Genomic DNA, 22,816 nt, shown 5'->3' on the forward strand with positions numbered 1-22,816 from the left:
CTCCTGATTATTTAGCGGTCTTACGGTATTGCTCGATAAGTTCGATGAAGTGATCGAACAGCGGCGCGGCGTCGTGTGGGCCCGGGCTGGCTTCCGGGTGGCCCTGGAAGCTGAATGCTGGTTTATCGGTGCGATGAATGCCCTGAAGGGTGCCATCGAACAGCGACTTATGGGTCACGCGCAGGTTAGCCGGCATTGACGCTTCATCGACGGCGAAACCGTGGTTCTGCGCGGTAATCATCACCGTGTTGTTGTCGATATCTTTCACCGGGTGGTTACCACCGTGGTGGCCGAACTTCATCTTCACAGTGTTCGCACCGCTCGCCAGCGCCAGCAGCTGATGGCCGAGGCAGATGCCGAATACCGGAATGTCGGTTTCCAGGAAGGACTTGATGGCGTCGATAGCGTAATCGCACGGCGCCGGGTCGCCAGGACCGTTAGAGAGGAAAATACCGTCCGGATTCATCTTCAGCACGTCTTCGGCAGACGTTTGTGCCGGAACCACCGTCAGGCGGCAGCCGCGGTCAACCAGCATGCGCAGGATGTTGCGCTTGGCGCCGAAATCGTAAGCCACCACGTGGAACGGCAGCTCGCTCTCTTTTTTCGCTTCCGGCAGGTCGCCTTCCAGCGTCCAGCTCCCCTGCGTCCAGCTGTAAGCCTCCGCGGTAGTCACTTCTTTCGCCAGGTCCATGCCGTTCAGGCCCGGGAAGGCTTTTGCTTTTTCCAGCGCCAGCGTTGCATCAAGGTTATCACCCGCGATGATGCAGCCGTTCTGTGCACCCTTCTCGCGCAGCAGGCGCGTTAACTTACGGGTATCGATATCGGCAATCGCCACGATGTTATGACGCTTCAGGTAAGAAGAGAGGTCTTCGGTGTTGCGGAAGTTGCTGGCAATCAGCGGCAGGTCGCGAATGACCAGGCCTTGCGCATGTACCTGAGAGGATTCTTCGTCAGCAGCATTGGTGCCGACATTGCCGATATGAGGATAAGTAAGAGTAACGATTTGGCGAGAATAGGAAGGATCAGTGAGGATTTCTTGATAACCGGTCATTGAAGTATTGAAAACGACTTCCCCAACCGCCGAACCCGTTGCCCCTATGGCCCGACCGATAAACTGGGTTCCGTCTTCCAGAACCAATAGCGCTGACTTAATCAAAACACCCTCCAGAGAATATTCACTCACTTTATTTGCATATTAATTCATAACCATGTCATGGATCAATGCAAATGTGTTGCCAGCGGATTTTTGGCAAACGGCGGCATTCTGGGGATTTGCCAGGTAAAAGTCAACTTAAAACGGATATTTTGTTTGTTATTTTGCAAGCCTGGCGGCTTCATTTCGAATTAAGCGGCAAAAAGATCAGCTAAATCACTGTGGAAACCGCTTGCGTGCGCAGTTTAATAGAAATGAGCGTCGAGCGAGAATGAAAAGTGGACCAGCCGGTCAAAATTTACAATCCAGCAACACAAAACATCAGGAATAACGCCATTTTTAATGGTTTGAAGACAATAAATACTGATAAGAGGTAAAATAAAAGGGCAATAAAATATTGCCCTATGCAATCAAATAGTTACGACTGCAATAACCACATCACGATGGGTAATAAAGCTTACAAATTGTTGAGATCGAGCACATCTCGCATATCAAAAAGACCATCTTTCTTATCTTTTAACCACAGTGCTGAGCGAACGGCTCCGTTGGCAAACGTCATTCGGCTGGAAGCTTTATGCGTAATCTCCACACGCTCGCCAATATCGGCGAACATCGCCGTATGTTCGCCGACGATGTCGCCCGCACGAACCGTTGCGAAACCTATAGTGCCAGGCACGCGTTCGCCGGTGTGACCTTCGCGGGTATAGACCGCGCAGTCTTTTAAATCTTTATCGAGTGCATGAGCAATCGCTTCGCCCATCGCCAGCGCCGTACCTGATGGCGCATCAACTTTGTAACGGTGGTGAGCTTCCACGATCTCGATATCGGTATAGTTGCCCATCACCTTAGCGGCCTTCTCCAGCAGCTTCAGCATGACGTTAACGCCCACGCTGAAGTTTGCGGCGAAGACAATCGCAATCTCTTTTGATGCGTCCTGAATAGCCTGCTTGCCCGCATCGTCAAAACCGGTGGTGCCTATCACCATCCCCTTGCCGTGCTGGCGGCAAAACGCCAGATGCGTCAGCGTCCCTTCCGGGCGGGTAAAGTCGATGAATACATCGAAGTCATCTTTAACCGCATCAAGGCTGCTCTGGATGGTAACGCCCGTCCTTCCCGCGCCTGCCAGCTCACCTGCGTCGGCACCAAGAAGTGAGGAACCTTCACGCTCCAGCGCCGCGCCAAGCGCCACGCCATCCATCTGTAGTGCCGCCTGAATCAGCTGACGGCCCATACGTCCACCCGCGCCCGCAATGGCAACGCGGATCTGTGCATCATGCATAGTTATTCTCTTACGTTAAAATGATGTAAATCGTTTTCAGATTAACCAGCCTTGAGAAGCACTGCCAACTGAAAACACCGATAATTAGAATTTAACGTGAAACCGACTTAAATATCAGTAAAAGACATGATTTTGTCGTCACGATAAAGTAACGGGTAAAAAAAAGGCCAGCACAGGAGGTGCTGGCCTTTTATCAGAAAAAGGACTATTCGACTTCGCGGGCGTCGATGCGCAGTTCTTTCGGGACTTCGAAAACGATGTTCTCTTCACGTCCTTCCAGCGGCACCGCTTCGCCGCCGCCCAGCTCCTGCAGACGCGCAATCACGTTCTGCACCAGGATATCCGGTGCGGAAGCACCTGCGGTCACGCCAACGCAGGCCGCATTTTTCACCCACGCTTCCTGGATGTCCGTTGCATCGTCAATCAGAAACGCCGCTTTCCCCATGCGCTGCGCCAGTTCGGCCAGACGGTTGGAGTTAGAGGAGTTTTTGGAGCCGACAACCAGCACCACATCCGCCTGCTCAGCCAGCGCGCGCACCGCTTCCTGACGGTTAGTGGTGGCGTAGCAGATGTCATCCTTACGCGGCCCGACGATTTTCGGAAAGCGCTGGCGCAGGGCGTCAATCACGTCCGAGGTATCGTCTACGGAGAGCGTCGTCTGGGTCATAAACGACAGACGGGCTTCATTTTTCACGTTCAGCGTAAAGACATCTTCCGGTGACTCGACCAGGTACATGCCCCCTTCCGGGTTGCTGTACTGGCCCATGGTGCCTTCGACTTCCGGGTGACCGGCATGGCCAATCAGAATCGACTCTTCACCGCGACGGCTGGCGCGCGCCACTTCCATATGCACTTTTGTCACTAATGGACAGGTGGCATCGAATACGGTCAGATCGCGGCTTTTCGCCTCGTTGCGTACCGCCTGTGAGACGCCGTGCGCGGAGAAGATGAGGATTGCGCCGTCCGGCACTTCGCTGATCTGCTCGATAAAAATCGCACCGCGCTCGCGCAGGCTGTCGACCACGTAGCGGTTGTGCACCACTTCGTGACGCACGTAAATCGGCGCGCCGTAAATCTCCAGCGCGTTTTCAACAATGCTGATAGCGCGGTCTACACCGGCGCAGAAGCCGCGCGGGTTAGCCAACAGGATCTGCATTTCAGGCCTCCAGTGCCGGATCGATCTCCAGCACTTCGACATCAAAATGAACGGTACGCCCGGCAAGCGGATGGTTGAAATCAACGGTAATGGAGTCCCCGTTGATTTCGCGGATCACGCCAGGCATTTCGCTGCCGTCCATAGCGGTAAAGAGCATGATCGCCCCGATTTCCGGTTCCCCCGCGTCCATGAACTCACGGCGCGAGAAGTACTGGATCAGATCCGGGCTTGGCACGCCAAATGCCGCATCCGGCTCCAGCGAAAAGGCTTTTTTCTCACCCTCTTTCAGGCCCAGAAGCTGCTGCTCAAGACCTTCAGACAGCGACGTATCGCCAAGACGGAACAGGGCCGGTTTGCCGTTGTTGCGGGTGGATTCGGCGGTGGAGCCGTCATCCAGCTTCAGCGTGAAGTGAACGAGAACCGCGCTGTTGCTCTGTACGGATTTAGACATGCACATTGCTCTTTAATGTTGTGCCGGATGGCGCAGCGCGTCACCCGGCATTGATAATTACGCCTGCTCTTTCGCGGCCGGTTTAGGCAAGAAGCCTTCCAGCACGATTAACGCCGCACCGATGCAAATTGCGCTATCGGCGAGGTTAAAGGTCGCGAAGTGCCAGTCGCCGACGTAGAAGTCGATCATATCGACCACAAAGCCGTGCCACAGGCGGTCAAACAGGTTGCCCAGCGCGCCGCCAATGATCAGCGCGTAGGCGATGTTATTCAGCTTTTGCGTGGCCTTCGAGCGGTACATCAGCACCGCCAGTACCACGCAGATACCGATGGCGATACCCGCAAAGAACCAGCGCTGCCAGCCACCGCTGTCGGCAAGGAAACTGAACGCCGCGCCGTAGTTACGGGCGTAGTGCAGGTTAAGCGACGGGAACAGCGGGACCGTCTCCCCCAGAGCGAAATTCTGGAGGATCAGGAACTTGCTGCCCAGATCGATAATCAGCACCACCACAACCAGCCACAGCCAGCGCAGTCCTGTTGAACAGAGAGTTTTACTCATCAGGCAAACTTACGTTTTTCGCCGTCACCGGCGACGTTGCTTACACAGCGTCCGCAGATGTCTGCGTGTTCCGCCACCTGGCCAATATCGGTGGTGTAATGCCAGCAACGCGGGCATTTCTCACCGTCGGCTTTGCTCAGCGCGACTTTCAGTCCTTTGAGCAGTTCGCTCTGCTGAGCATCAGCAGTAGCTTCGGCATAATCCGCAACTTTCGCACCGGAGGTCAACAGGACAAATCGCAATTCATCGCCCAGCGCGGTCAGCTTCGCCGCCAGCTCCGGTTCGGCGTACAGGGTCACTGCCGCTTCCAGAGAGCCGCCGACTTTCTTGTCCGCACGCGCCTGCTCGATAACCTTGTTCACTTCGCCGCGCACTTTCAGCAGCTCGTCCCAGAAGGCATCGTTCATTGCTTCGGTGCTGGAGAGATCGAACAGACCTTCGTACCACTCGCCGGTGAAGACATACTTCTCACGGTCGCCCGGCAGATAGCCCCAGATTTCATCCGCGGTGAAGGACATGATCGGCGCCATCCAGCGCACCAGTGCTTCTGCGATGTGGAACAGCGCGGTCTGGCAGCTACGACGCGCCACGCTGTCCGCTTTCGCGGTGTACTGACGGTCTTTGATGATGTCGAGGTAGAACGAGCCCATCTCGATGGAGCAGAAACGCATCAGGCGCTGCACCACTTCGTGGAAGTCGTAAGACTCATAGGCTTTCAGGATATCGTCCTGCGCTGCTTTCGCGCAGCCTACCGCCCAGCGGTCCAGCACTACCATCTCTTCCGGTTTCACCATGTCTTTTGCCGGATCGAACCCGTTCAGGTTCGCCAGCAGGAAGCGCGCGGTGTTACGGATACGACGATAGCTGTCGGCAGCACGCTTCAGGATCTCGTCAGACACCGCCATTTCGCCGGTGTAGTCGGTTGAGGCCACCCACAGACGCAGAATGTCTGCGCCCAGCTTGTTCATCACGTCCTGCGGAGAAACGGTGTTACCGATGGACTTGGACATCTTACGGCCCTGTCCATCCACGGTGAAGCCGTGGGTCAGTACCTGACGGTAAGGTGCTTTACCCTTCATCGCGGTGGAGATCATCAGCGATGACATGAACCAGCCGCGGTGTTGGTCGGAGCCTTCCAGATACATGTCGGCAGCGTGACCGGCAAATTCCGGACGCACGTCAACCACGGAGGAGTGGGTAGACCCGGAGTCGAACCACACGTCCAGGGTATCTGGCACTTTCTCGTAGTTGTCCGCGTCCGCGCCCAGGATGTCGCGGGCGTCGAGATCCCACCACGCCTGAATGCCATCAACTTCAACACGCTTCGCCACTTCTTCCATCAGTTCCAGGGTGTTCGGGTGCAGCTCCTGCGTCTCTTTATGCACGAACAGCGACATCGGCACGCCCCAGGTACGCTGACGGGAGATACACCAGTCTGGACGGTTAGCCACCATGGATTCGATACGTGCCTGGCCCCAGTCAGGGATCCACTGCACGCCTTTGATCTCGGAAAGAGACTGCGCGCGCAGGCCTTTCTGATCCATGCTGATGAACCACTGCGGGGTCGCACGGAAGATGATCGGGGTCTTGTGACGCCAGCAGCACGGATAGCTGTGCTGCATTTTTTCAACGTGCAGCAGCGCGCCGCTGGTGCGCAGCATGTTGACGATGATGTCGTTCGCTTTGAAGACGTTGATACCATCCAGCGCCGGCCAGGTGCCTGGCAGGTAAGAGCCGTCCGGGCCAACCGGGTTAGCGATTTCCAGACCGTATTTCAGGCTGATGTTGTAGTCGTCAGGACCGTGGCCACCCGCGGTATGCACCGCACCGGTACCCGCTTCCAGCGTCACGTGGTCGCCCAGGATCGCCGGAACGTCGAAGTCCAGGAACGGGTGTTTGAAGCGCATCAGCTCCAGCGCGTCGCCTTTTACGGTGCCCAGCACGGTGTAATCGGTGATGTTCGCGCGTTTCAGCACGCTTTCAACCAGATCTTTCGCCAGGATAACCGCCTGACCGTCAATCTGTACCAGCGCGTAGTCGAACTCACCGGACAGGGAGATCGCACGGTTCGCTGGCAGGGTCCATGGGGTGGTGGTCCAGATAACCAAAGAGATCGGGCCGTTAACGGACGACACGCCAAATTTGGCTTTCACTGCATCCTGATCGACAGCGTTGAACGCCACGTCAATAGACGGAGAGGTTTTGTCGTAATACTCAACTTCCGCTTCTGCCAGCGCAGAACGGCAGTCCACGCACCAGTGCACCGGCTTCGCGCCTTTGTGCAGGTGGCCGTTGCCGATGATTTTACCCAGCGCACGGATGATGTTAGCTTCGGTTTTGAAGTCCATGGTCAGGTACGGGTGCGACCAGTCGCCCAGCACGCCCAGACGGATAAAGTCAGCGCGCTGACCGTCAACCTGGGTGGCAGCGTATTCGCGGCATTTCGCACGGAACTCGGCGGCGGTGAACTTCTCGCCCGGCTTGCCGTACTCTTGCTCCACTTTCAGCTCGATTGGCAGACCGTGGCAGTCCCAGCCCGGAACATAAGGCGAGTCATATCCCGCGAGTCCTTTGGACTTCACGATAATGTCTTTCAGAATCTTGTTAACCGAGTGACCAATATGAATGCTGCCATTCGCATATGGAGGGCCATCATGCAGAATGAAGGATTTTTTGCCTTTTTTGGCTGCACGAATGATGCCGTACAGGTCATCATCGGTCCAACGCGCCAGCATTCCCGGTTCGCGCTTGGCGAGGTCGCCGCGCATCGGGAACCCTGTTTCCGGCAAATTCAGGGTTGATTTATAGTCACTCATCAGATTCTCGGTTCCGTATTTATCACGTAGGCAGTTAAGCCGGTTCTAAAGCCCAAAAAACTCGCGGGCCGTCAATTCATCTCGCGCGATTTGCGCTTTAAGTTCGTCCAGCGAAGCAAATCGCTGCTCGTTGCGTATTTTTTTACGCAGTATCACATCTATATGGCGACCATAGAGGTCCATTACAACGTCCAGCAGGTGCACTTCTAACTGTTGACGCACACCGGCAACGGTAGGACGTGTGCCAATGTTGGCAACACCGTAGAAAGGCTTCTCACCCAGTCCTGCCACTTCCACCGCATAGACCCCTTTAACCGGGGAAACCTGACGACGCAGCGGTATATTCGCCGTCGGGAAACCTATCGTGCGGCCCAGCGCATCGCCATGGACCACGCGACCAGAGATAGTGAACGGGTGACCCAGCAAGTTTTCTGCTGTCTCCAGTTCATCATTGGCCAGCGCCTGGCGTACCGCCGTGCTGCTGACGCGCACGCCGCCTTCACAGAAGGTCATCGCGCTGGTGACATCAAAGCCATATTCCAGACCAGCCTTCTGTAATAGCAAGAAATCGCCCTGACGACCAGCGCCAAAGCGGAAATCATCCCCCACGGCGAGAAACTGCACGCCAAGACGCTTTACCAGCAGGTCGCTGACAAACGTTTGTGCTGTCAGCGCGGCAAAGCGACGATCGAAACGCACACACAACACATAGTCCACGCCGGACTCTGCCAGGTAGCGCAACTTCTCGCGCAGGCGAGTGAGGCGGGCGGGAGATTTATCACCCGCGAACAGCTCCAGCGGCTGTGGCTCGAAAATCATCACCACAACGGGCAGGCCACGGGCCTCCCCTTCTTTACGCAATCCCTGCAACAGCGCCTGATGACCACGATGCACGCCGTCGAAATTACCAATAGTCAGCACGCACCCATGAGGCGCTCTGCTGAGATTATGTATGCCGCGTATCAGCTTCATGTCTGGCTCAAAACAGTGAAAATCGCCAAAGTATACCTTGTACAGCGGTTAAGGTTAACCGGCGATTGTTCGCGCAAAACAGAAAGCCGTAATGATTTCATCAGGCTGACCTTTCACAGCGAAAAAATCTGCCCGTGAACTGCGATTTTTATGCCGAAAGGCTGTATTCACGAAAGACAAGCTGGTAGAATCCTGCGCCATCACTACGTAACGTAGCGTCGCTAATTAACGGCGCTTATTTGCACAAATCCATTGACAAAAGAAGGCAAAGAGGGCATATTCCTCGGCCTTTGAATTGTCCACATAGAACATATTTGGGAGTTGGACTTGGCTAATATCAAATCAGCTAAGAAACGTGCCGTTCAGTCTGAAAAGGCTCGTAAGCACAACGCAAGCCGTCGCTCTATGATGCGTACTTTCATCAAGAAAGTATACGCAGCAATCGAAGCTGGCGACAAAGCTGCAGCGCAGAACGCATTTAACGAAATGCAACCAATCGTGGATCGTCAGGCTGCTAAAGGTCTGATCCACAAAAACAAAGCAGCGCGTCATAAAGCAAACCTGACCGCGCAGATCAACAAACTGGCTTAATCGCTACTTGTTGTTGCTTGTTTAAAGAACCCGCTTAACGCGGGTTTTTTTATGCCTTCAGGTTGCCGGTGGCGTAAAGAGCGCCGAGTAGTCACGGTTACAGATGCGCTGCACCGCCGGGTGCTGAATCATCCTTTCCGCAAATATGGCGTGGTACTCCTCCATCACGTTATCCACCCTGCCAATCTCCGTAATCTTATCGTCTGAATAGAGATCGTGCGCGTACAGCGTTGGCGCAACGAAGATCGCATTATGCGCTTCGCCAAAGGCCTTCATCAGCGCCGCATCGTCGAACTCGCCGAGGATCTCCACGTTCAGCCCCTGTGAGTTAAACCAGTTCAGCAGCTTACGTCCCAACATGGAACGCCTGCCCGGCACCAGCAGACGACGCTCTTCCAGGCAGGCCGGGAAGGGTTTCTCCGGCGGCGGATTGATGCACCAGAAGCTGACGCCGCATTCGCCAATTTTCACCGAAAACAGCCCCTCCTGCTGGGTGGAGTCTATTGGGCAGTCCGAGATAATCATGTCCAGCTTGTGCTGGCTCAGCTGCTCCAGCAGCATTTCGTGGGTGGATTCAAAGCAGCGCAGGTGGATTTGCTCATCTTCCACCACCGCCGCATCCAGCACGCCGCTCACCAGCCTTTTGGACAGCGCATCCGCGACCCCCACGTCAAAAAGCAGGTTCGACTCTTTGCGGTAGTTGACGATGTCCAGCATCTCCTGGCTGAGGGTAAACATTTTGTCGGCATAACGGAAAACCAGTTCGCCCAGCTCGCTGGGCTCAATCCCACGCCCCTTGCGCTTGAACAGCTTTCCCTGCAGCCGTTCTTCCAGCGCCTTGATTTGCCCGGTGATGGTTTGCGGCGTCAGATAAAGCGCCTCTGCCGCGCCCACGACCGAGCCCTGCTTATAAACGTGCCAGAAGTAGTAAAGATGGTTGTAATTCAAATGAGACATCGCGTGTTCTCTCCCTGAGTGTGTATCGGGAGAAGGAGCCCCTTCTCCCGGTTTCCGTTATGCCTGGACAGCCTGTCCGGACAATTTCACCTTCAGCAAGGTGTAACCAATTACTGCGGCCAGTAATGACCCGATGAGAATACCGAGCTTAGCCCAGACGATGAGCTCAGGCGCGTTAGCGCCAAATGCCAGGGTCGAGATAAAGATCGACATGGTAAATCCGATCCCGCACAGCACGCCGACGGCCATAATCTGCCCAAAGGTTGTGCCGTTCGGCAACGACGCGAGCTTAAGCTTCAGCGCCAGCCAGCAGAACAGGCTGATCCCCAGCGGTTTACCGATAAACAGCCCGGCAATAATGCCCAGCGGCAGCACGGACGTCAGTCCGTCAAGCGTCACGCCGCCCAGCGAAACGCCCGCGTTGGCAAAGGCAAACAGCGGCAGGATCATAAAAGCAACCCACGGGTGCAACACATGTTCCAGCTGTTTCGCGGGTGATTTACCCTCCTGCGGCTTAAGCGGCACGAAGAAGCCAACAATCACCCCGGCCAGCGTGGCGTGCACGCCGGATTTCAGTACCGCCGTCCACAGCACCATCCCCACCAGAATGTAGATACCGATGCGACGGACATTGAAAATATTTAACAGCGCCAGCACCGCAATTGCCCCTGCGGCTACGCTCAGCGACAGGATCGACAGATCGCTGGTGTAGAACAGCGCAATAATCACGATCGCGCCCAGGTCATCAATGATCGCCAGCGCCATCAGGAAGATTTTCAGCGCAACCGGCACGCGGCTGCCGAGCAAAGCTAAGACACCAAGCGCAAACGCGATATCCGTCGCGGCCGGGATAGCCCAGCCGTCACGCGCTACAGGATCCTGCCAGGTAAATGCAAGGAAAAGCAGCGCCGGAACGACCATCCCGCCAATGGCAGCAATCACCGGGAACGCTGCACGCTGGCGGCTGGCAAGCGAACCCAGCACCAGCTCACGCTTCACCTCAAGCCCTACCAGCAGGAAGAACACCGCCATCAGCGCATCGTTGATCCACAGCAGCATGTTCTTGTTAATTTCCAGCGCCCCGACCTTCAGCTCAACGGGCGTTTCCAGAAATGCATGGTAGAGTTCCTTCGTGATGCCCAGGTTAGCCAGCACCATTGCGGCCGCCGCGGCAATAATCAGGATCACGCCACCGGACGCCTCACTGCTAAAGAAACGGTGTAGTAATTTCATTTAAGTTCTCTCTTTTACAACAATACCTCGATAAAACCATAATACCAAGCCAAACAACTCGGCAAAAACAGATATATATTGAGTATAGACTCAGTTTAACCGAGCTATACGCGCAAATAAAAAAGCCCGGAATCGCTTCCGGGCTTTTGAAGTTCAAAACCAGCTAACGGGTTAGCGGGTCAAATCATCGAAGAATTTTTTGACGCCATCGAAGAAGCTTTTGGAACGCGGGCTGTTTTTCTCGCCCGTTGGGCCACCAAAGCTTTCCTGCAGCTCTTTCAGCAGCTGTTTCTGCTTGTCGTTCAGGCCAACCGGCGTTTCCACGACGACGCGGCACAGCAGATCGCCCTGCGCGCCACCGCGAACGGATTTCACGCCTTTGCCACGCATGCGGAACAGCTTACCGGTCTGCGTTTCTCCAGGGATCTTCAGATTGACGCGACCATCCAGTGTCGGCACTTCGATTTCACCGCCGAGTGCCGCCATCGCGAAGTTGATCGGCACTTCACAGTACAGGTTATTACCTTCACGCTCGAAAATAGCGTGCTGTTTCACCTGAACCTGAACGTACAGATCGCCTGCCGGTGCGCCGTGCTCGCCTGCTTCGCCTTCACCTGCCAGACGGATGCGGTCGCCCGTATCAACGCCAGCCGGGATTTTAACCGACAGAGTCTTGGTTTTCTCAACGCGACCGTGGCCATGACATTTGGTGCATGGATCTTTAATCAGCGTACCGCGACCGTGACAGTGCGGACAGGCCTGCTGTACCGCGAAGAAGCCCTGGCGCATCTGCACCTGACCGGAACCGTGACAGGTTGGACAGGTTTGTGGCTGCGTACCCGCTTTCGCGCCGCTGCCGTGGCAAACGTCACACTCTTCCAGCGTCGGGATACGGATCTCTTTGGTAACGCCGCGAACGGCCTCTTCCAGGGTCAATTCCATGTTGTAGCGCAGGTCTGCGCCGCGCGCAGCGCGCTGACGACCACGGCCGCCGCCGAAGATATCGCCGAACACATCGCCAAAGATGTCGCTGAAATCAGCGCCGCCGCCAAAGCCGCCGCCACCGAATCCACCGCCGCCCATGCCGCCCTGTTCAAAAGCTGCGTGACCGTACTGGTCATAGGCTGCACGTTTTTGCGCATCGGTCAGGACTTCGTAGGCTTCTTTGATCTCTTTAAATTTGGCTTCAGCCTCTTTGTCACCCTGGTTACGGTCCGGGTGGAATTTCATGGCCAGGCGCTTATACGCCTTTTTGATTTCACGCTCTTCCGCAGTTTTCGGAACGCCTAAAATCTCGTAATAGTCTTGCTTTGCCATTGGTTTTTTTAAGCCCCTTAACATGCGAGCACGGGCGTGGAGAGTTCTCCTACGCCCGTGCCGATTAATTACCCTGCATCAGGGCGATTATTTTTTATCTTTAACTTCTTCGAACTCAGCGTCGACAACGTCGTCGTCTTTCGCGTTGTTCGCTGAAGCGTCAGCACCCGCCTGCTGCTGTGCGTGCTGCTGCTGAGCGATTTCCATCAGCTTCTGGGAAGCCTGCGCCAGCTCCTGCATCTTCGCTTCGATGTCCGCTTTGTCTTCACCTTTCAGTGAGGATTCCAGCGCGCTCAGTGCAGCTTCGATAGCAGTCTTGTCTTCCGCTGGCAGCTTATCGCCTGCTTCTTCAACCTGCTTACGGGTGCTGTGCAGCAGATGGTCACCCTGGTTACGGGTCTGAACCAGCTCTTCGAACTTACGGTCGGATTCCGCGTTAGCTTCGGCATCGCGAACCATTTTTTCGATTTCAGCTTCGTTCAGGCCAGAAGATGCCTTGATGGTGATCTTCTGCTCTTTACCGCTGTTTTTGTCTTTCGCAGACACGTGCAGGATACCGTCAGCATCGATGTCGAAGGTGACTTCGATCTGCGGCATGCCGCGCGGTGCCGGGTTGATGCCGTCCAGGTTAAACTGACCCAGAGACTTGTTATCAGACGCACGCTTACGCTCACCCTGCAGCACATGGATGGTTACCGCAGACTGGTTGTCTTCAGCGGTAGAGAACACCTGGCTGTGCTTCGTTGGGATGGTGGTGTTTTTGTTGATGAGTGGAGTCATCACACCGCCCATGGTTTCGATACCCAGAGACAGCGGGGTAACGTCCAGCAGCAGTACGTCTTTCACTTCACCGGTCAGTACCCCCCCCTGAACCGCAGCACCGATTGCTACCGCTTCGTCCGGGTTCACGTCTTTACGTGGCTCTTTACCAAAGAATTCAGCCACTTTCTTCTGAACCATTGGCATACGGGTCTGACCACCCACCAGGATAACGTCCTGGATGTCAGATACGGACAGACCAGCGTCCTGCAGGGCAACTTTCAGCGGCTCGATAGAACGGTTCACCAGGTCTTCTACCAGGCTTTCCAGTTTCGCACGGGTCACTTTGATGTTCATGTGTTTAGGACCGGTCGCGTCTGCAGTGATGTACGGCAGGTTCACGTCGGTCTGCTGAGCGGAAGACAGCTCGATCTTCGCTTTCTCAGCGGCTTCTTTCAGGCGCTGCATGGCCAGCGGGTCATTACGCAGGTCAATGCCCTGATCTTTCTTGAACTCGTCAACGAGGTAGTTGATCAGACGGGTATCGAAGTCTTCACCACCCAAGTGGGTGTCACCGTTGGTTGCCAGAACTTCGAAGGTTTTTTCGCCGTCAACTTCGTCGATTTCGATAATAGAGATATCGAAAGTACCACCACCCAGGTCGTAAACCGCGATAGTGCGGTTGCCGACTTCTTTATCCAGACCGTAAGCCAGCGCAGCTGCGGTTGGTTCGTTGATGATACGTTTTACTTCCAGACCTGCGATACGGCCAGCATCTTTAGTCGCCTGACGCTGAGCATCGTTGAAGTAAGCAGGTACGGTAATAACAGCTTCAGTTACCGGCTCACCCAGGTAATCTTCAGCAGTTTTCTTCATTTTCTTCAGCACTTCAGCAGAGATCTGCGGTGGTGCAGTTTTGGTGCCTTTCACATCAAGCCATGCATCGCCGTTATCTGCCGCGATGATTTTGTAAGGCATGATAGAAACGTCACGCTGAACTTCTTCGTCCTGGAAGCGGCGACCAATCAGGCGTTTAATCGCAAACAGGGTGTTTTGCGGGTTTGTCACTGCCTGACGTTTAGCCGGCTGACCAACCAGAGTTTCACCATCCTGGGTATAAGCAATGATAGAAGGCGTGGTGCGATCGCCCTCGGCGTTCTCCAGCACACGAGCAGTCGTGCCATCCATAATCGCTACACAAGAGTTGGTAGTACCCAGGTCGATACCAATAATTTTACCCATCTAAACGTCTCCACTAAAAATTCAGTCAACATGTGGTTGTGTACCTGTAATAAGGGCAGAACGTGCTTTTTCAACTGCCCAGATTTGATTTTTTTCAGGTCCACACACTGCGGTTGACTACAAGATGGGGTCGCGACGGCATCCATCAAGGGGCAAGCATAAAAAAAATTTTAATTTCACCCTGATGAGATCATAGACGGCATCGATTGCGCCCATTATGATGCCGCGCCCCGTCAGGGAGTATTGACGCGGGTTTAACCATTTCACCATATTAATGATGATTTTTTTTGAGGACTTATGGGCAACACTAAGTTGGCTAATCCGGCTCCGCTGGGCCTGATGGGTTTTGGCATGACCACCATCCTGCTGAACCTGCACAACATCGGGATGTTCCCGATGGATGGCATTATCCTGGCGATGGGCATTTTTTACGGCGGTATCGCGCAAATCTTCGCGGGCCTGCTGGAATATAAGAAAGGCAACACCTTCGGCTTAACCGCCTTCACCTCTTACGGCTCGTTCTGGCTGACCCTGGTTGCCATTCTGGTGATGCCTAAAATGGGTCTGGCAGACGCGGCAAACGCCCATTTCCTGGGCGTGTACCTGGGTCTGTGGGGCGTATTCACCTTGTTCATGTTCTTCGGTACCCTGAAAGGTAACCGCGCGCTGCAGTTCGTCTTCCTGAGCCTGACCGTGCTGTTCGCCCTGCTGGCGATTGGCCACCTGGCGGATAACGAAGGCATCGTTCACGTTGCAGGCTGGATTGGCCTGGTGTGCGGCGCAAGCGCTATCTACCTGGCCATGGGTGAAGTGCTGAACGAGCAGTTTGACCGCACCATTTTACCTGTTGGTGAAAAACACTGATCCCTCTGTCGTGCCCGCCTCTCGGGCACGACATTCCCCCGCCTGACGAAGCCATAATCCTAATACCAGCCCCATCAGCGAAAGTGCGAGCACATACCAGGCTGGCGCCATCGGCGACACGCCCATCAACACGGTGACGGCAATAGGCGTCAGACCGCCAAAAATGGCATATGAGACGTTGTAAGAGAACGAAATCCCGGTGAAACGCACTTCCGGCGGGAAGGCGCGCACCATCACGTACGGCACCGCGCCGACGACGCCCACGCAAAGGCCTACCACACCGTACAACAAGAACAGCTGTTCAGGATGGCTGCCCGCCAGGTGGTAAAATGCCCAGCTTGATCCCGCCAGCAGCAGGCTGCCGACGATGAAGGTTACGCTGGCACCAAAGCGATCCGCCGCCAGTCCGGCGGCCAGACAGCCAACGCAAAGCATGATTGTCGCGATACTGTTCGCCTGTAACGTCACGGCGGGTGCAAAACCGTACTGCTTTTGCAGCCACACCGGCGACATCAAAATCACCACCACAATGCCTGCCGAAAGCAGCCAGGTGAGCAGCATCGACACCACCACCGCTTTTTTATGACGCACCACGACGGCTTTGACCGGCAGCTCCTGCGCCAGCGCTTTACGCTGCTGCATTTCGAGGAAAATCGGCGTCTCCTGCAGCCAGCGGCGCAGGTACATTGCCACCAGACCAAACGCCCCGCCCAGCAGGAACGGAATACGCCAGCCCCAGTCGTGCACGGCCTGCTGCGTCATGCTGGTATTGACTATCGTCGCCACCACCGACCCCAACAGGATCCCGACGGTCAACCCCGCCGTTAAGGTTCCGCAGGCGATGCCGATACGGCGGGCAGGAACATGCTCCGCGACAAACACCCACGCGCCCGGCACTTCACCGCCAATCGCCGCGCCCTGAAGGACGCGCATCAGCAACAGCAGCAACGGAGCAAGAATGCCCATAGAGGCATAGGTGGGCAGCAGGCCGATGGCCAGCGTCGGGACGGCCATCAGCAGGATGCTGAGGGTAAACATTTTCTTACGCCCGACCAGATCGCCAAAGTGGGCCATGATAATGCCGCCCAGCGGACGCGCCAGATACCCGGCGGCAAAAATGCCGAAGGTCTGCACCTGACGCAGCCATTCCGGGATATCTGCCGGGAAGAAGAGCTCTCCCACTACGGCAGCGAAGAAAACAAAGATGATGAAGTCGTAAAACTCCAGCGCGCCGCCTAAAGCGGCGAGCGTGAGGGTTTTGTAGTCCTGACGATTCAGAGGTCGGGTGTTATGTGACATAGCGAACCATTATGCGTGTGTTGTGGATATATTTTTACAGCAATCGTAAAGAAAAAATTACTATACCGTAAAAGCTTTACCACGCTATCGCCACTTCAGCTAATGTCACATATTTGTTAATTTCAGGAGATTGTATCGCGGCGTGCGTTTTTCGGACGAAAAGCTGCTACCACTTTCTCATCGGTTTCCACATAGGGACCGTCAAGCAGCTGTATACAATACGGTACACTTGCAAAGATGCCGTGCACGATGACGCTGCCGTCTTCCGCCTTCAGCCCTTCCAGAGTCTCTTTGATCGACTTCGGCTGGCCCGGCAGATTAAGGATCAACGCCTGCTTGCGGATCACCCCCACCTGGCGGGAGAGAATGGCCGTCGGGACAAAGTGTAGACTGATCTGGCGCATCTGTTCACCAAAGCCCGGCATTTCGCGGTCGGCAATCGCCAGCGTCGCGTCCGGCGTCACGTCGCGACGCGCGGGGCCGGTTCCGCCCGTGGTCAATACAAGGTGACAGCTCATCTCATCCACCAGCTCACACAGGGTCTGCTCAATGATCGGCTGCTCGTCGGGGATCAGGCGAGTCTGGATCTCGAACGGGGTGGTCAGCGCGCTGCCAAGCCACGCTTCCAGAGCGGGGATGCCTTTATCCTGATAAACACCGCTGGAGGCGCGGTCAGAAATCGACACTAAGCCGATGCGTAAGGTATTCATATCCATTCCATTCAAAAAGTACTGATTAATGGGAATGATACACGCAGAGAGGACATTCAGACAGAGGCAGGGGAAGAGGCGTGACCGGGAGCCCGGTCACGCAGAATGATTACAGCAGGTCGCCGATCATTTTTTCCAGTTTTTCCTGGTCGATAGCAAACTTACGGATACCGTCCGCCAGTTTGTCTACGGCCATTGGGTCCTGGTTGTGCTGCCACAGGAACTCGGATTCAGTGATGCGCTCAGGGCGCGCTTTCACTTCGCCGGTGTAGGACAGTTTACGCTCGATAGCACCTTCGCTTTCCGCCAGCTCTTTCAGCAGCGCAGGGGCGATGGTCAGACGGTCACAGCCAGCCAGTTCGATGATTTCACCAACGTTACGGAAGCTTGCGCCCATAACCACGGTCTCATAGCCATGCTGTTTGTAGTATTCATAGATTTCAGTCACGGAAATCACGCCTGGATCTTCAGACGCCGCGTACTCTTTCTTGTCGGTGTTGGCTTTGTACCAGTCCAGAATACGGCCCACGAACGGAGAAATCAGGTATACGCCAGCTTCTGCACATGCGCGCGCCTGCGCGAAGGAGAACAGCAGGGTCAGGTTACAGTTGATGCCTTCTTTTTCGAGCTGCTCAGCGGCGCGAATGCCCTGCCAGGTTGAAGCCAGTTTGATCAGGATACGATCGTTGCTGATGCCAGCATCGTTGTACATTTTGATCAGACGTTTCGCTTTGGCGATAGACGCTTCGGTGTCGTAGGAGAGACGTGCATCCACTTCAGTAGAGATACGGCCAGGAACCAGCTTCAGGATTTCCAGACCGATGTTCACTGCCAGCTTGTCGGTAGCATCCACAACCTGCTGCGCGCGGTCGTTGCTCTGCGCTTTCGCCCAGGTCACTGCGTCGTCAATCAGTTTGCGATACTCAGGGATCTGTGCGGCGTTAAGGATCAGAGAAGGGTTAGTTGTGGCATCCTGCGGCTGGTACAGCTTCATTGCCGCGATATCTCCGGTGTCAGCTACGACAGTGGTGAACTGACGAAGGGAGGTCAATTTATCCGTCATGATAGTGTTTCTCTTTTAACGTGCCCTGGATAATTCACGCTACCGACAGCATGCCTGCAGCGGAAAAATGACAGGTTTACTTGTTAGGGGGATGTAACCGGTCTGCCCTGATGATAACACGACGGAGGGGTAGCGCAACCGCAGACAGTGCGCTTAGGCAGAGTATGATAAACTCAGCGTATTAACAGGCTGCTAAGCAACAGCATACCCAATCAGTGGTAGCGCTTACATATTCACGCTGGCATCAACAAGAGGGACGTTAATGCCTGATTTCTTTTTCTTTATTAACGAAGTCCTCTGGGGTTCGATAATGATCTACCTGCTTCTGGGAGCAGGTATCTGGTTTACGCTACGCAGTGGGTTTATCCAGTTTCGCTATATTCGCAAATTTGGCAGAAGTCTGAAAAACAGCGTCACGCCCCAGCCGGGCGGATTAACGTCGTTTCAGGCGCTCTGTACCAGCCTGGCGGCACGACTCGGCAGCGGCAACCTGGCGGGCGTTGCGCTGGCCATCAGCGCTGGCGGGCCAGGCGCGGTGTTCTGGATGTGGGTGACGGCGCTACTCGGGATGGCCACCTCCTTTGCCGAAAGTTCGCTGGCGCAGCTCTACAAAGAGAAAGACAGAAACGGCCAGTTTCGCGGCGGCCCGGCCTGGTATATGGCCCGTGGCTTAGGGATGCGCTGGATGGGCGTTCTGTTCTCGCTTTTTTTACTCCTCGCGTACGGTCTTATTTTTAATACCGTGCAGTCAAACTCGGTCGCCCATGCCCTCCGCTATGCCTTCTCCTGCCCGGAGTGGCTCACCGGCAGCGTTTTAGCCCTCGTTGTACTGCTCACCATATCTACCGGCCTTAAAGGCATCGCCCGCCTGATGCAGTGGCTGGTTCCGATTATGGCGCTGCTCTGGGTGGCCGCGAGTCTGGTCGTCGCTGCACTGCATGTTGACCAGGTTCCGGACGTCATTGCAACCATCTTTAAAAGCGCCTTTGGCTGGCGTGAAGTGGCGTCAGGCGCGCTGGGCTATACCCTGAGCCAGGCTCTGATGGCGGGATTTCAACGGGGCATGTTCTCCAATGAAGCCGGAATGGGGTCCACTCCCAACGCCGCTGCGGCCGCCTCTTCCTGGCCGCCACACCCGGCTGCGCAGGGTATCGTGCAGATGATAGGCGTGTTTATGGATACCGTTATTATCTGTTCTGCCAGCGCCATGATCCTTCTGCTGGCCGGTCCGGTGGCGCATAACTCGGATATCGACGGAATACAGCTTCTCCAGCAGGCGCTGGTGAACCTGACCGGCGGCTGGGGTTCGGGATTTGTCTCGCTCATTCTGATGCTGTTTGCCTTCAGTTCGATCGTGGTGAATTACCTGTACGCCGAAAATAACCTCACTTTCCTGAGATTTGACTCTCGTCCTGTCATCATCTTGCTTCGCCTGGGTGTGATCCTGATGGTGCTCGCGGGTGCCCTTCTCACCATGCCGCTGGTCTGGCAGCTGGCAGATGTCATTATGGCGTTAATGGCCATCACTAACCTGACGGCGATCCTGCTGCTCTCGCCCGTAGTGACGCTTATTGCCAGGGATTACCTTCGCCAGCGCAAGCTCGGCGTGCCGCCGGTATTTGATGCCGCACGCTATCCCGAAATTGCGTCTCAACTTGCTCCCGGCACCTGGGATGATTTGCCCCGGCAATAACAGCTATCGATCAATTCAGGGCGATTTTTTGTTAAAGTCGCTCTAAATTTCCTGCAAGGACTGGATATGCTGATTCTGATTTCACCTGCAAAAACGCTCGACTACCAGAGCCCACTCGCCACCGAGCGCTATACCCAGCCAGAATTGCTGGACTACTCGCAACAGCTGATCCGCGAAGCGCGCAAGCTCTCTGCGCCGCAAATCGCCTCGCTGATGAGCATCAGCGATAAGCTGGCAGACCTGAACGCGACCCGGTTCCACGAATGGCACCCGGATTTCACCCCCGCCAACGCTCGCCAGGCAATTCTGGCGTTTAAAGGCGATGTCTACACCGGCCTGCAGGCGGAAGATTTTAGCGAAGCCGACTTTGATTTTGCCCAGCAGCATCTGCGCATGCTGTCGGGTCTGTATGGCGTACTGCGCCCGCTGGATCTGATGCAGCCGTATCGTCTGGAGATGGGCATTCGCCTGGAAAACGCCAAAGGCAAAGACCTGTACCATTTCTGGGGCGACATCATCACCGACAAGCTGAACGCGGCGCTGCACGCCCAGGGCGATAATGTGGTGATTAACCTGGCATCCGATGAGTACTACAAGTCGGTGAAACCGAAAAAGCTGGAGGCGGAAATTATCAAGCCGGTGTTCCTCGACGAGAAGAACGGCAAGTTCAAGGTGATCAGCTTCTACGCCAAGAAAGCGCGCGGCCTGATGAGCCGCTACATCATCCAGAACCGCCTGACGAAGCCGGAGCAGTTAACCGGATTCAACACCGATGGCTATTTCTTTGACGAGGCCTCGTCAGGGAAAGGGGAGCTGGTATTTAAGCGCCACGAGCAGTAAAACATAACCCCGCCATCTGGCGGGGTTTTGCGTTAATGGTGCTTCCAGTCCGGGCCCGGACGATGATCGTCATGGCGATGGTCGTCATGATGGTGGTCACGTTCGCGATGCTCGTCATGTGGACGCCAGTGGTTATCGCGCCAGTCATAATGCGCCTTCCACCAGTCGTGGTCGCGCCAGCGGCCACCGTCCCAGTAATGCCCGCTATTGTCCCGATCGCCAATCTGCAATTTTACCGCAGGTACGAGAGTAATTTCAGATGCCTGTACCGCCATAGGGGCGACCAGCACCAGAGAAAGCGCGATGAGTGCAGGTTTCAGTGTAGACACAGGTGACTCCTTATTCTTCTTGCCCAACGTGGGCCGATGTAAGGAGAGTACGCGAGGGGAACGGGGGATGTTATTCTCTGCAATCCTAAACGCTAAGTGACCGCATTTATTGGGAATTTCTGCTTTTTTCCTGCTGTTTTTCTCCTTAATTTCTCCATAAAAAAGCCGGGTGGCGGCTTCGCCTTTCCCGGCCTACGTTCTGAGCCGTTGTGGGTCGGGTAAGGCGTAGCCGCCACCCGACAAAAATCACGCTCGAGCCATCATCAGCTTACGCAGCGCGGCAAAGTCCGCCGGCAGCTCATGCGACAGCAGCGGCAGGTCGGCACGCTCGGCCAGCTCTTTTGGCAGCGGCAGCGTTTCACCCAGAATCTCTTCCACGCTCTCTTTGAACTTCGCCGGATGCGCGGTGCCCAGGAACAGGCCATATTCACCCGGGTTAAGCTGGTCGCGCAGCGCACGGTACGCAATCGCCGCGTGCGGTTCAGAAGTGTACCCCACCGCTTTCAGCTCGCGCATAGTGGCTTTGGTGGTTTCATCCGTCACCGCTGCGTAGCCCAGGTCACCAAGACGCCACACCTTACGACGGAAGAGTTCTTCCACGCGCGGCCAGTTGTTTGGCTGCGACACATCCATGGCATTGGAGAGCGTTGCCTGCGTCGCGTTTGGCGCCCACTTCCCGTCTTTCAGGAAGCGCGGCACGGTGTCGTTGGCGTTGGTGGCGGCGATAAAACGCTTCACCGGCAGACCCAGGGATTTCGCCAGCAGGCCCGCGGTCAGGTCACCGAAGTTACCGCTTGGTACCGAAACCACCAGCTGATTGCGCGCTTCCTGCGGCAGTTGCGCAACCGCTTCGAAGTAGTAGCAGATCTGCGCCAGCAGACGGCTGATGTTGATGGAGTTGGCAGAGTTCAGCCCCAGCGCGGCCTTCAGCTCTTCATCGTCGAAGGCCTGCTTGACCAGCGCCTGGCAGGCATCGAAATCGCCGTCGATCGCTACGGTTTCAATGTTGCCGCCGAGGGTGCAGAACAGTTTTTCCTGTAGCGGGCTGATTTTGCCTTTCGGATAGAGGATCACCACGCGGACGTTTTTCAGGCCGTAGAACGCGTGTGCCACCGCCGCACCGGTATCGCCGGAGGTGGCGGTCAGGATGGTCACCGGTTTGTCGCCGCTGATGTGGGTCAGCATTTGCGCCATGAAGCGGCCGCCGAAGTCTTTAAACGCCAGGGTTGGGCCGTGGAACAGCTCCAGACAGCCAACGTCAGGCTCCACCTGCTTCACCGGCGCCGGGAAAGCAAACGCCGCACGCACGCGCTCTTCCAGCAGCTCCTGCGGGATTTCGTCGCCGATAAACGCAGAGAGAATTTTGGTGCTGCGGGTGACAAAGTCCTGCTTCAGCAGTTCATCAATCTCGGTCAGCTGAAATTCCGGCAGGTCATGCGGGAAAAACAGCCCCTGGTTTTTGCCCAGCCCCTGAGTTACCGCCTGCGCGAAGCTGACCTGCTCGTTATGATCTTTAAGGTTGTAGAGTTTCATT

Annotated in this window: 20 protein-coding genes and 1 pseudogene; 4 read left to right on the forward strand and 17 right to left on the reverse strand. The window is 55.6% G+C overall.

The window, feature by feature from the left end; all coding sequences use genetic code 11:
- Positions 1-7: 7 nt before the first annotated feature.
- From carA to ACWKXT_RS17920, 8 genes and pseudogenes are all read right to left on the reverse strand, one after another.
- Positions 8-1,156, reverse strand: coding sequence for a glutamine-hydrolyzing carbamoyl-phosphate synthase small subunit (carA, locus tag ACWKXT_RS17885; protein ID WP_109845591.1), 1,149 nt, complete (start codon positions 1,154-1,156; stop codon positions 8-10).
- 454 nt (positions 1,157-1,610) lie between these two features.
- Positions 1,611-2,432: a 4-hydroxy-tetrahydrodipicolinate reductase gene (gene dapB / locus ACWKXT_RS17890; RefSeq protein WP_454528380.1), complete on the reverse strand. Its 822-nt coding sequence runs from the start codon at positions 2,430-2,432 to the stop codon at positions 1,611-1,613.
- A 205-nt stretch (positions 2,433-2,637) separates the two neighbouring features.
- A complete protein-coding gene (gene ispH, locus ACWKXT_RS17895) occupies positions 2,638-3,588 on the reverse strand; it encodes a 4-hydroxy-3-methylbut-2-enyl diphosphate reductase (protein ID WP_022647010.1) in 951 nt (316 codons plus the stop codon).
- 1 nt (position 3,589) lies between these two features.
- Positions 3,590-4,039: an FKBP-type peptidyl-prolyl cis-trans isomerase gene (gene fkpB / locus ACWKXT_RS17900; RefSeq protein ID WP_003856450.1), complete on the reverse strand. Its 450-nt coding sequence runs from the start codon at positions 4,037-4,039 to the stop codon at positions 3,590-3,592.
- A gap of 57 nt (positions 4,040-4,096) precedes the next feature.
- Positions 4,097-4,597, reverse strand: a complete 501-nt coding sequence (gene lspA, locus ACWKXT_RS17905; protein WP_430749150.1) for a signal peptidase II — start codon at positions 4,595-4,597, stop codon at positions 4,097-4,099.
- Positions 4,597-7,413: an isoleucine--tRNA ligase gene (gene ileS / locus ACWKXT_RS17910; protein WP_454533044.1), complete on the reverse strand. Its 2,817-nt coding sequence runs from the start codon at positions 7,411-7,413 to the stop codon at positions 4,597-4,599. The genes lspA and ileS overlap by 1 nt, the downstream gene beginning before the upstream one ends.
- 45 nt (positions 7,414-7,458) lie before the next feature.
- The gene (ribF, locus tag ACWKXT_RS17915) at positions 7,459-8,385 is read right to left on the reverse strand and encodes a bifunctional riboflavin kinase/FAD synthetase (protein ID WP_454533045.1); all 927 of its coding nucleotides are present in this window, start codon (positions 8,383-8,385) and stop codon (positions 7,459-7,461) included.
- A gap of 7 nt (positions 8,386-8,392) precedes the next feature.
- Positions 8,393-8,611, reverse strand: a pseudogene (locus tag ACWKXT_RS17920) (DUF2575 domain-containing protein).
- Positions 8,612-8,712: 101 nt separating this feature from the next.
- Here ACWKXT_RS17920 and rpsT point away from each other — a divergent pair.
- Positions 8,713-8,976 carry a 30S ribosomal protein S20 gene (gene rpsT, locus ACWKXT_RS17925; RefSeq protein ID WP_003856458.1) on the forward strand — a complete coding sequence of 88 codons (264 nt, stop codon included), beginning with the start codon at positions 8,713-8,715 and terminating at the stop codon, positions 8,974-8,976.
- A gap of 57 nt (positions 8,977-9,033) precedes the next feature.
- On the opposite strand, the gene nhaR is transcribed toward rpsT, so the two are convergent.
- The 4 genes from nhaR to dnaK all read right to left on the reverse strand — a co-directional run bounded on the left by nhaR (position 9,034) and on the right by dnaK (position 14,484).
- A complete protein-coding gene (gene nhaR / locus ACWKXT_RS17930) occupies positions 9,034-9,933 on the reverse strand; it encodes a transcriptional activator NhaR (RefSeq protein ID WP_151548390.1) in 900 nt (299 codons plus the stop codon).
- Between the two features lie 57 nt (positions 9,934-9,990).
- The gene (nhaA, locus tag ACWKXT_RS17935; protein WP_454533046.1) at positions 9,991-11,166 is read right to left on the reverse strand and encodes a Na+/H+ antiporter NhaA; all 1,176 of its coding nucleotides are present in this window, start codon (positions 11,164-11,166) and stop codon (positions 9,991-9,993) included.
- A 171-nt stretch (positions 11,167-11,337) separates the two neighbouring features.
- On the reverse strand, positions 11,338-12,483 hold the full coding sequence (dnaJ, locus tag ACWKXT_RS17940) for a molecular chaperone DnaJ (RefSeq protein ID WP_014830600.1): 1,146 nt from the start codon (positions 12,481-12,483) through the stop codon (positions 11,338-11,340).
- A gap of 87 nt (positions 12,484-12,570) precedes the next feature.
- Complete coding sequence (dnaK, locus tag ACWKXT_RS17945; protein WP_454528384.1) at positions 12,571-14,484, reverse strand: molecular chaperone DnaK; 1,914 nt, start codon at positions 14,482-14,484, stop codon at positions 12,571-12,573.
- 297 nt (positions 14,485-14,781) lie between these two features.
- Here dnaK and satP point away from each other — a divergent pair, with 297 nt between their 5' ends.
- Positions 14,782-15,348, forward strand: coding sequence for an acetate uptake transporter (gene satP, locus ACWKXT_RS17950; RefSeq protein ID WP_454528385.1), 567 nt, complete (start codon positions 14,782-14,784; stop codon positions 15,346-15,348).
- On the opposite strand, the gene ACWKXT_RS17955 is transcribed toward satP, so the two are convergent.
- From ACWKXT_RS17955 to tal, 3 genes are all read right to left on the reverse strand, one after another.
- Positions 15,325-16,647, reverse strand: a complete 1,323-nt coding sequence (locus ACWKXT_RS17955) for an MFS transporter (protein ID WP_454533047.1) — start codon at positions 16,645-16,647, stop codon at positions 15,325-15,327. The two genes, satP and ACWKXT_RS17955, sit on opposite strands and share 24 nt — an antisense overlap.
- Before the next feature lie 122 nt (positions 16,648-16,769).
- The gene (gene mog, locus ACWKXT_RS17960; protein ID WP_454533048.1) at positions 16,770-17,357 is read right to left on the reverse strand and encodes a molybdopterin adenylyltransferase; all 588 of its coding nucleotides are present in this window, start codon (positions 17,355-17,357) and stop codon (positions 16,770-16,772) included.
- Positions 17,358-17,466: 109 nt separating this feature from the next.
- A complete protein-coding gene (gene tal / locus ACWKXT_RS17965; protein WP_080328994.1) occupies positions 17,467-18,420 on the reverse strand; it encodes a transaldolase in 954 nt (317 codons plus the stop codon).
- A 262-nt stretch (positions 18,421-18,682) separates the two neighbouring features.
- Here tal and ACWKXT_RS17970 point away from each other — a divergent pair, with 262 nt between their 5' ends.
- Together ACWKXT_RS17970 and yaaA are read left to right on the forward strand one after the other, a co-directional pair.
- Positions 18,683-20,113, forward strand: a complete 1,431-nt coding sequence (locus ACWKXT_RS17970; RefSeq protein WP_454533049.1) for an alanine/glycine:cation symporter family protein — start codon at positions 18,683-18,685, stop codon at positions 20,111-20,113.
- Positions 20,114-20,179: 66 nt separating this feature from the next.
- A complete protein-coding gene (gene yaaA / locus ACWKXT_RS17975; protein WP_218728497.1) occupies positions 20,180-20,953 on the forward strand; it encodes a peroxide stress protein YaaA in 774 nt (257 codons plus the stop codon).
- Positions 20,954-20,985: 32 nt separating this feature from the next.
- Here the strand turns inward: yaaA and ACWKXT_RS17980 are convergent, their stop codons facing one another.
- Both ACWKXT_RS17980 and thrC read right to left on the reverse strand, forming a co-directional pair.
- On the reverse strand, positions 20,986-21,282 hold the full coding sequence (locus tag ACWKXT_RS17980; protein ID WP_454528390.1) for a DUF2502 domain-containing protein: 297 nt from the start codon (positions 21,280-21,282) through the stop codon (positions 20,986-20,988).
- 246 nt (positions 21,283-21,528) lie between these two features.
- On the reverse strand, positions 21,529-22,815 hold the full coding sequence (gene thrC / locus ACWKXT_RS17985; RefSeq protein ID WP_454533050.1) for a threonine synthase: 1,287 nt from the start codon (positions 22,813-22,815) through the stop codon (positions 21,529-21,531).
- Position 22,816: the final 1 nt, after the last annotated feature.

It is taken from the genome of Enterobacter sp. UPMP701, assembly GCF_053709515.1.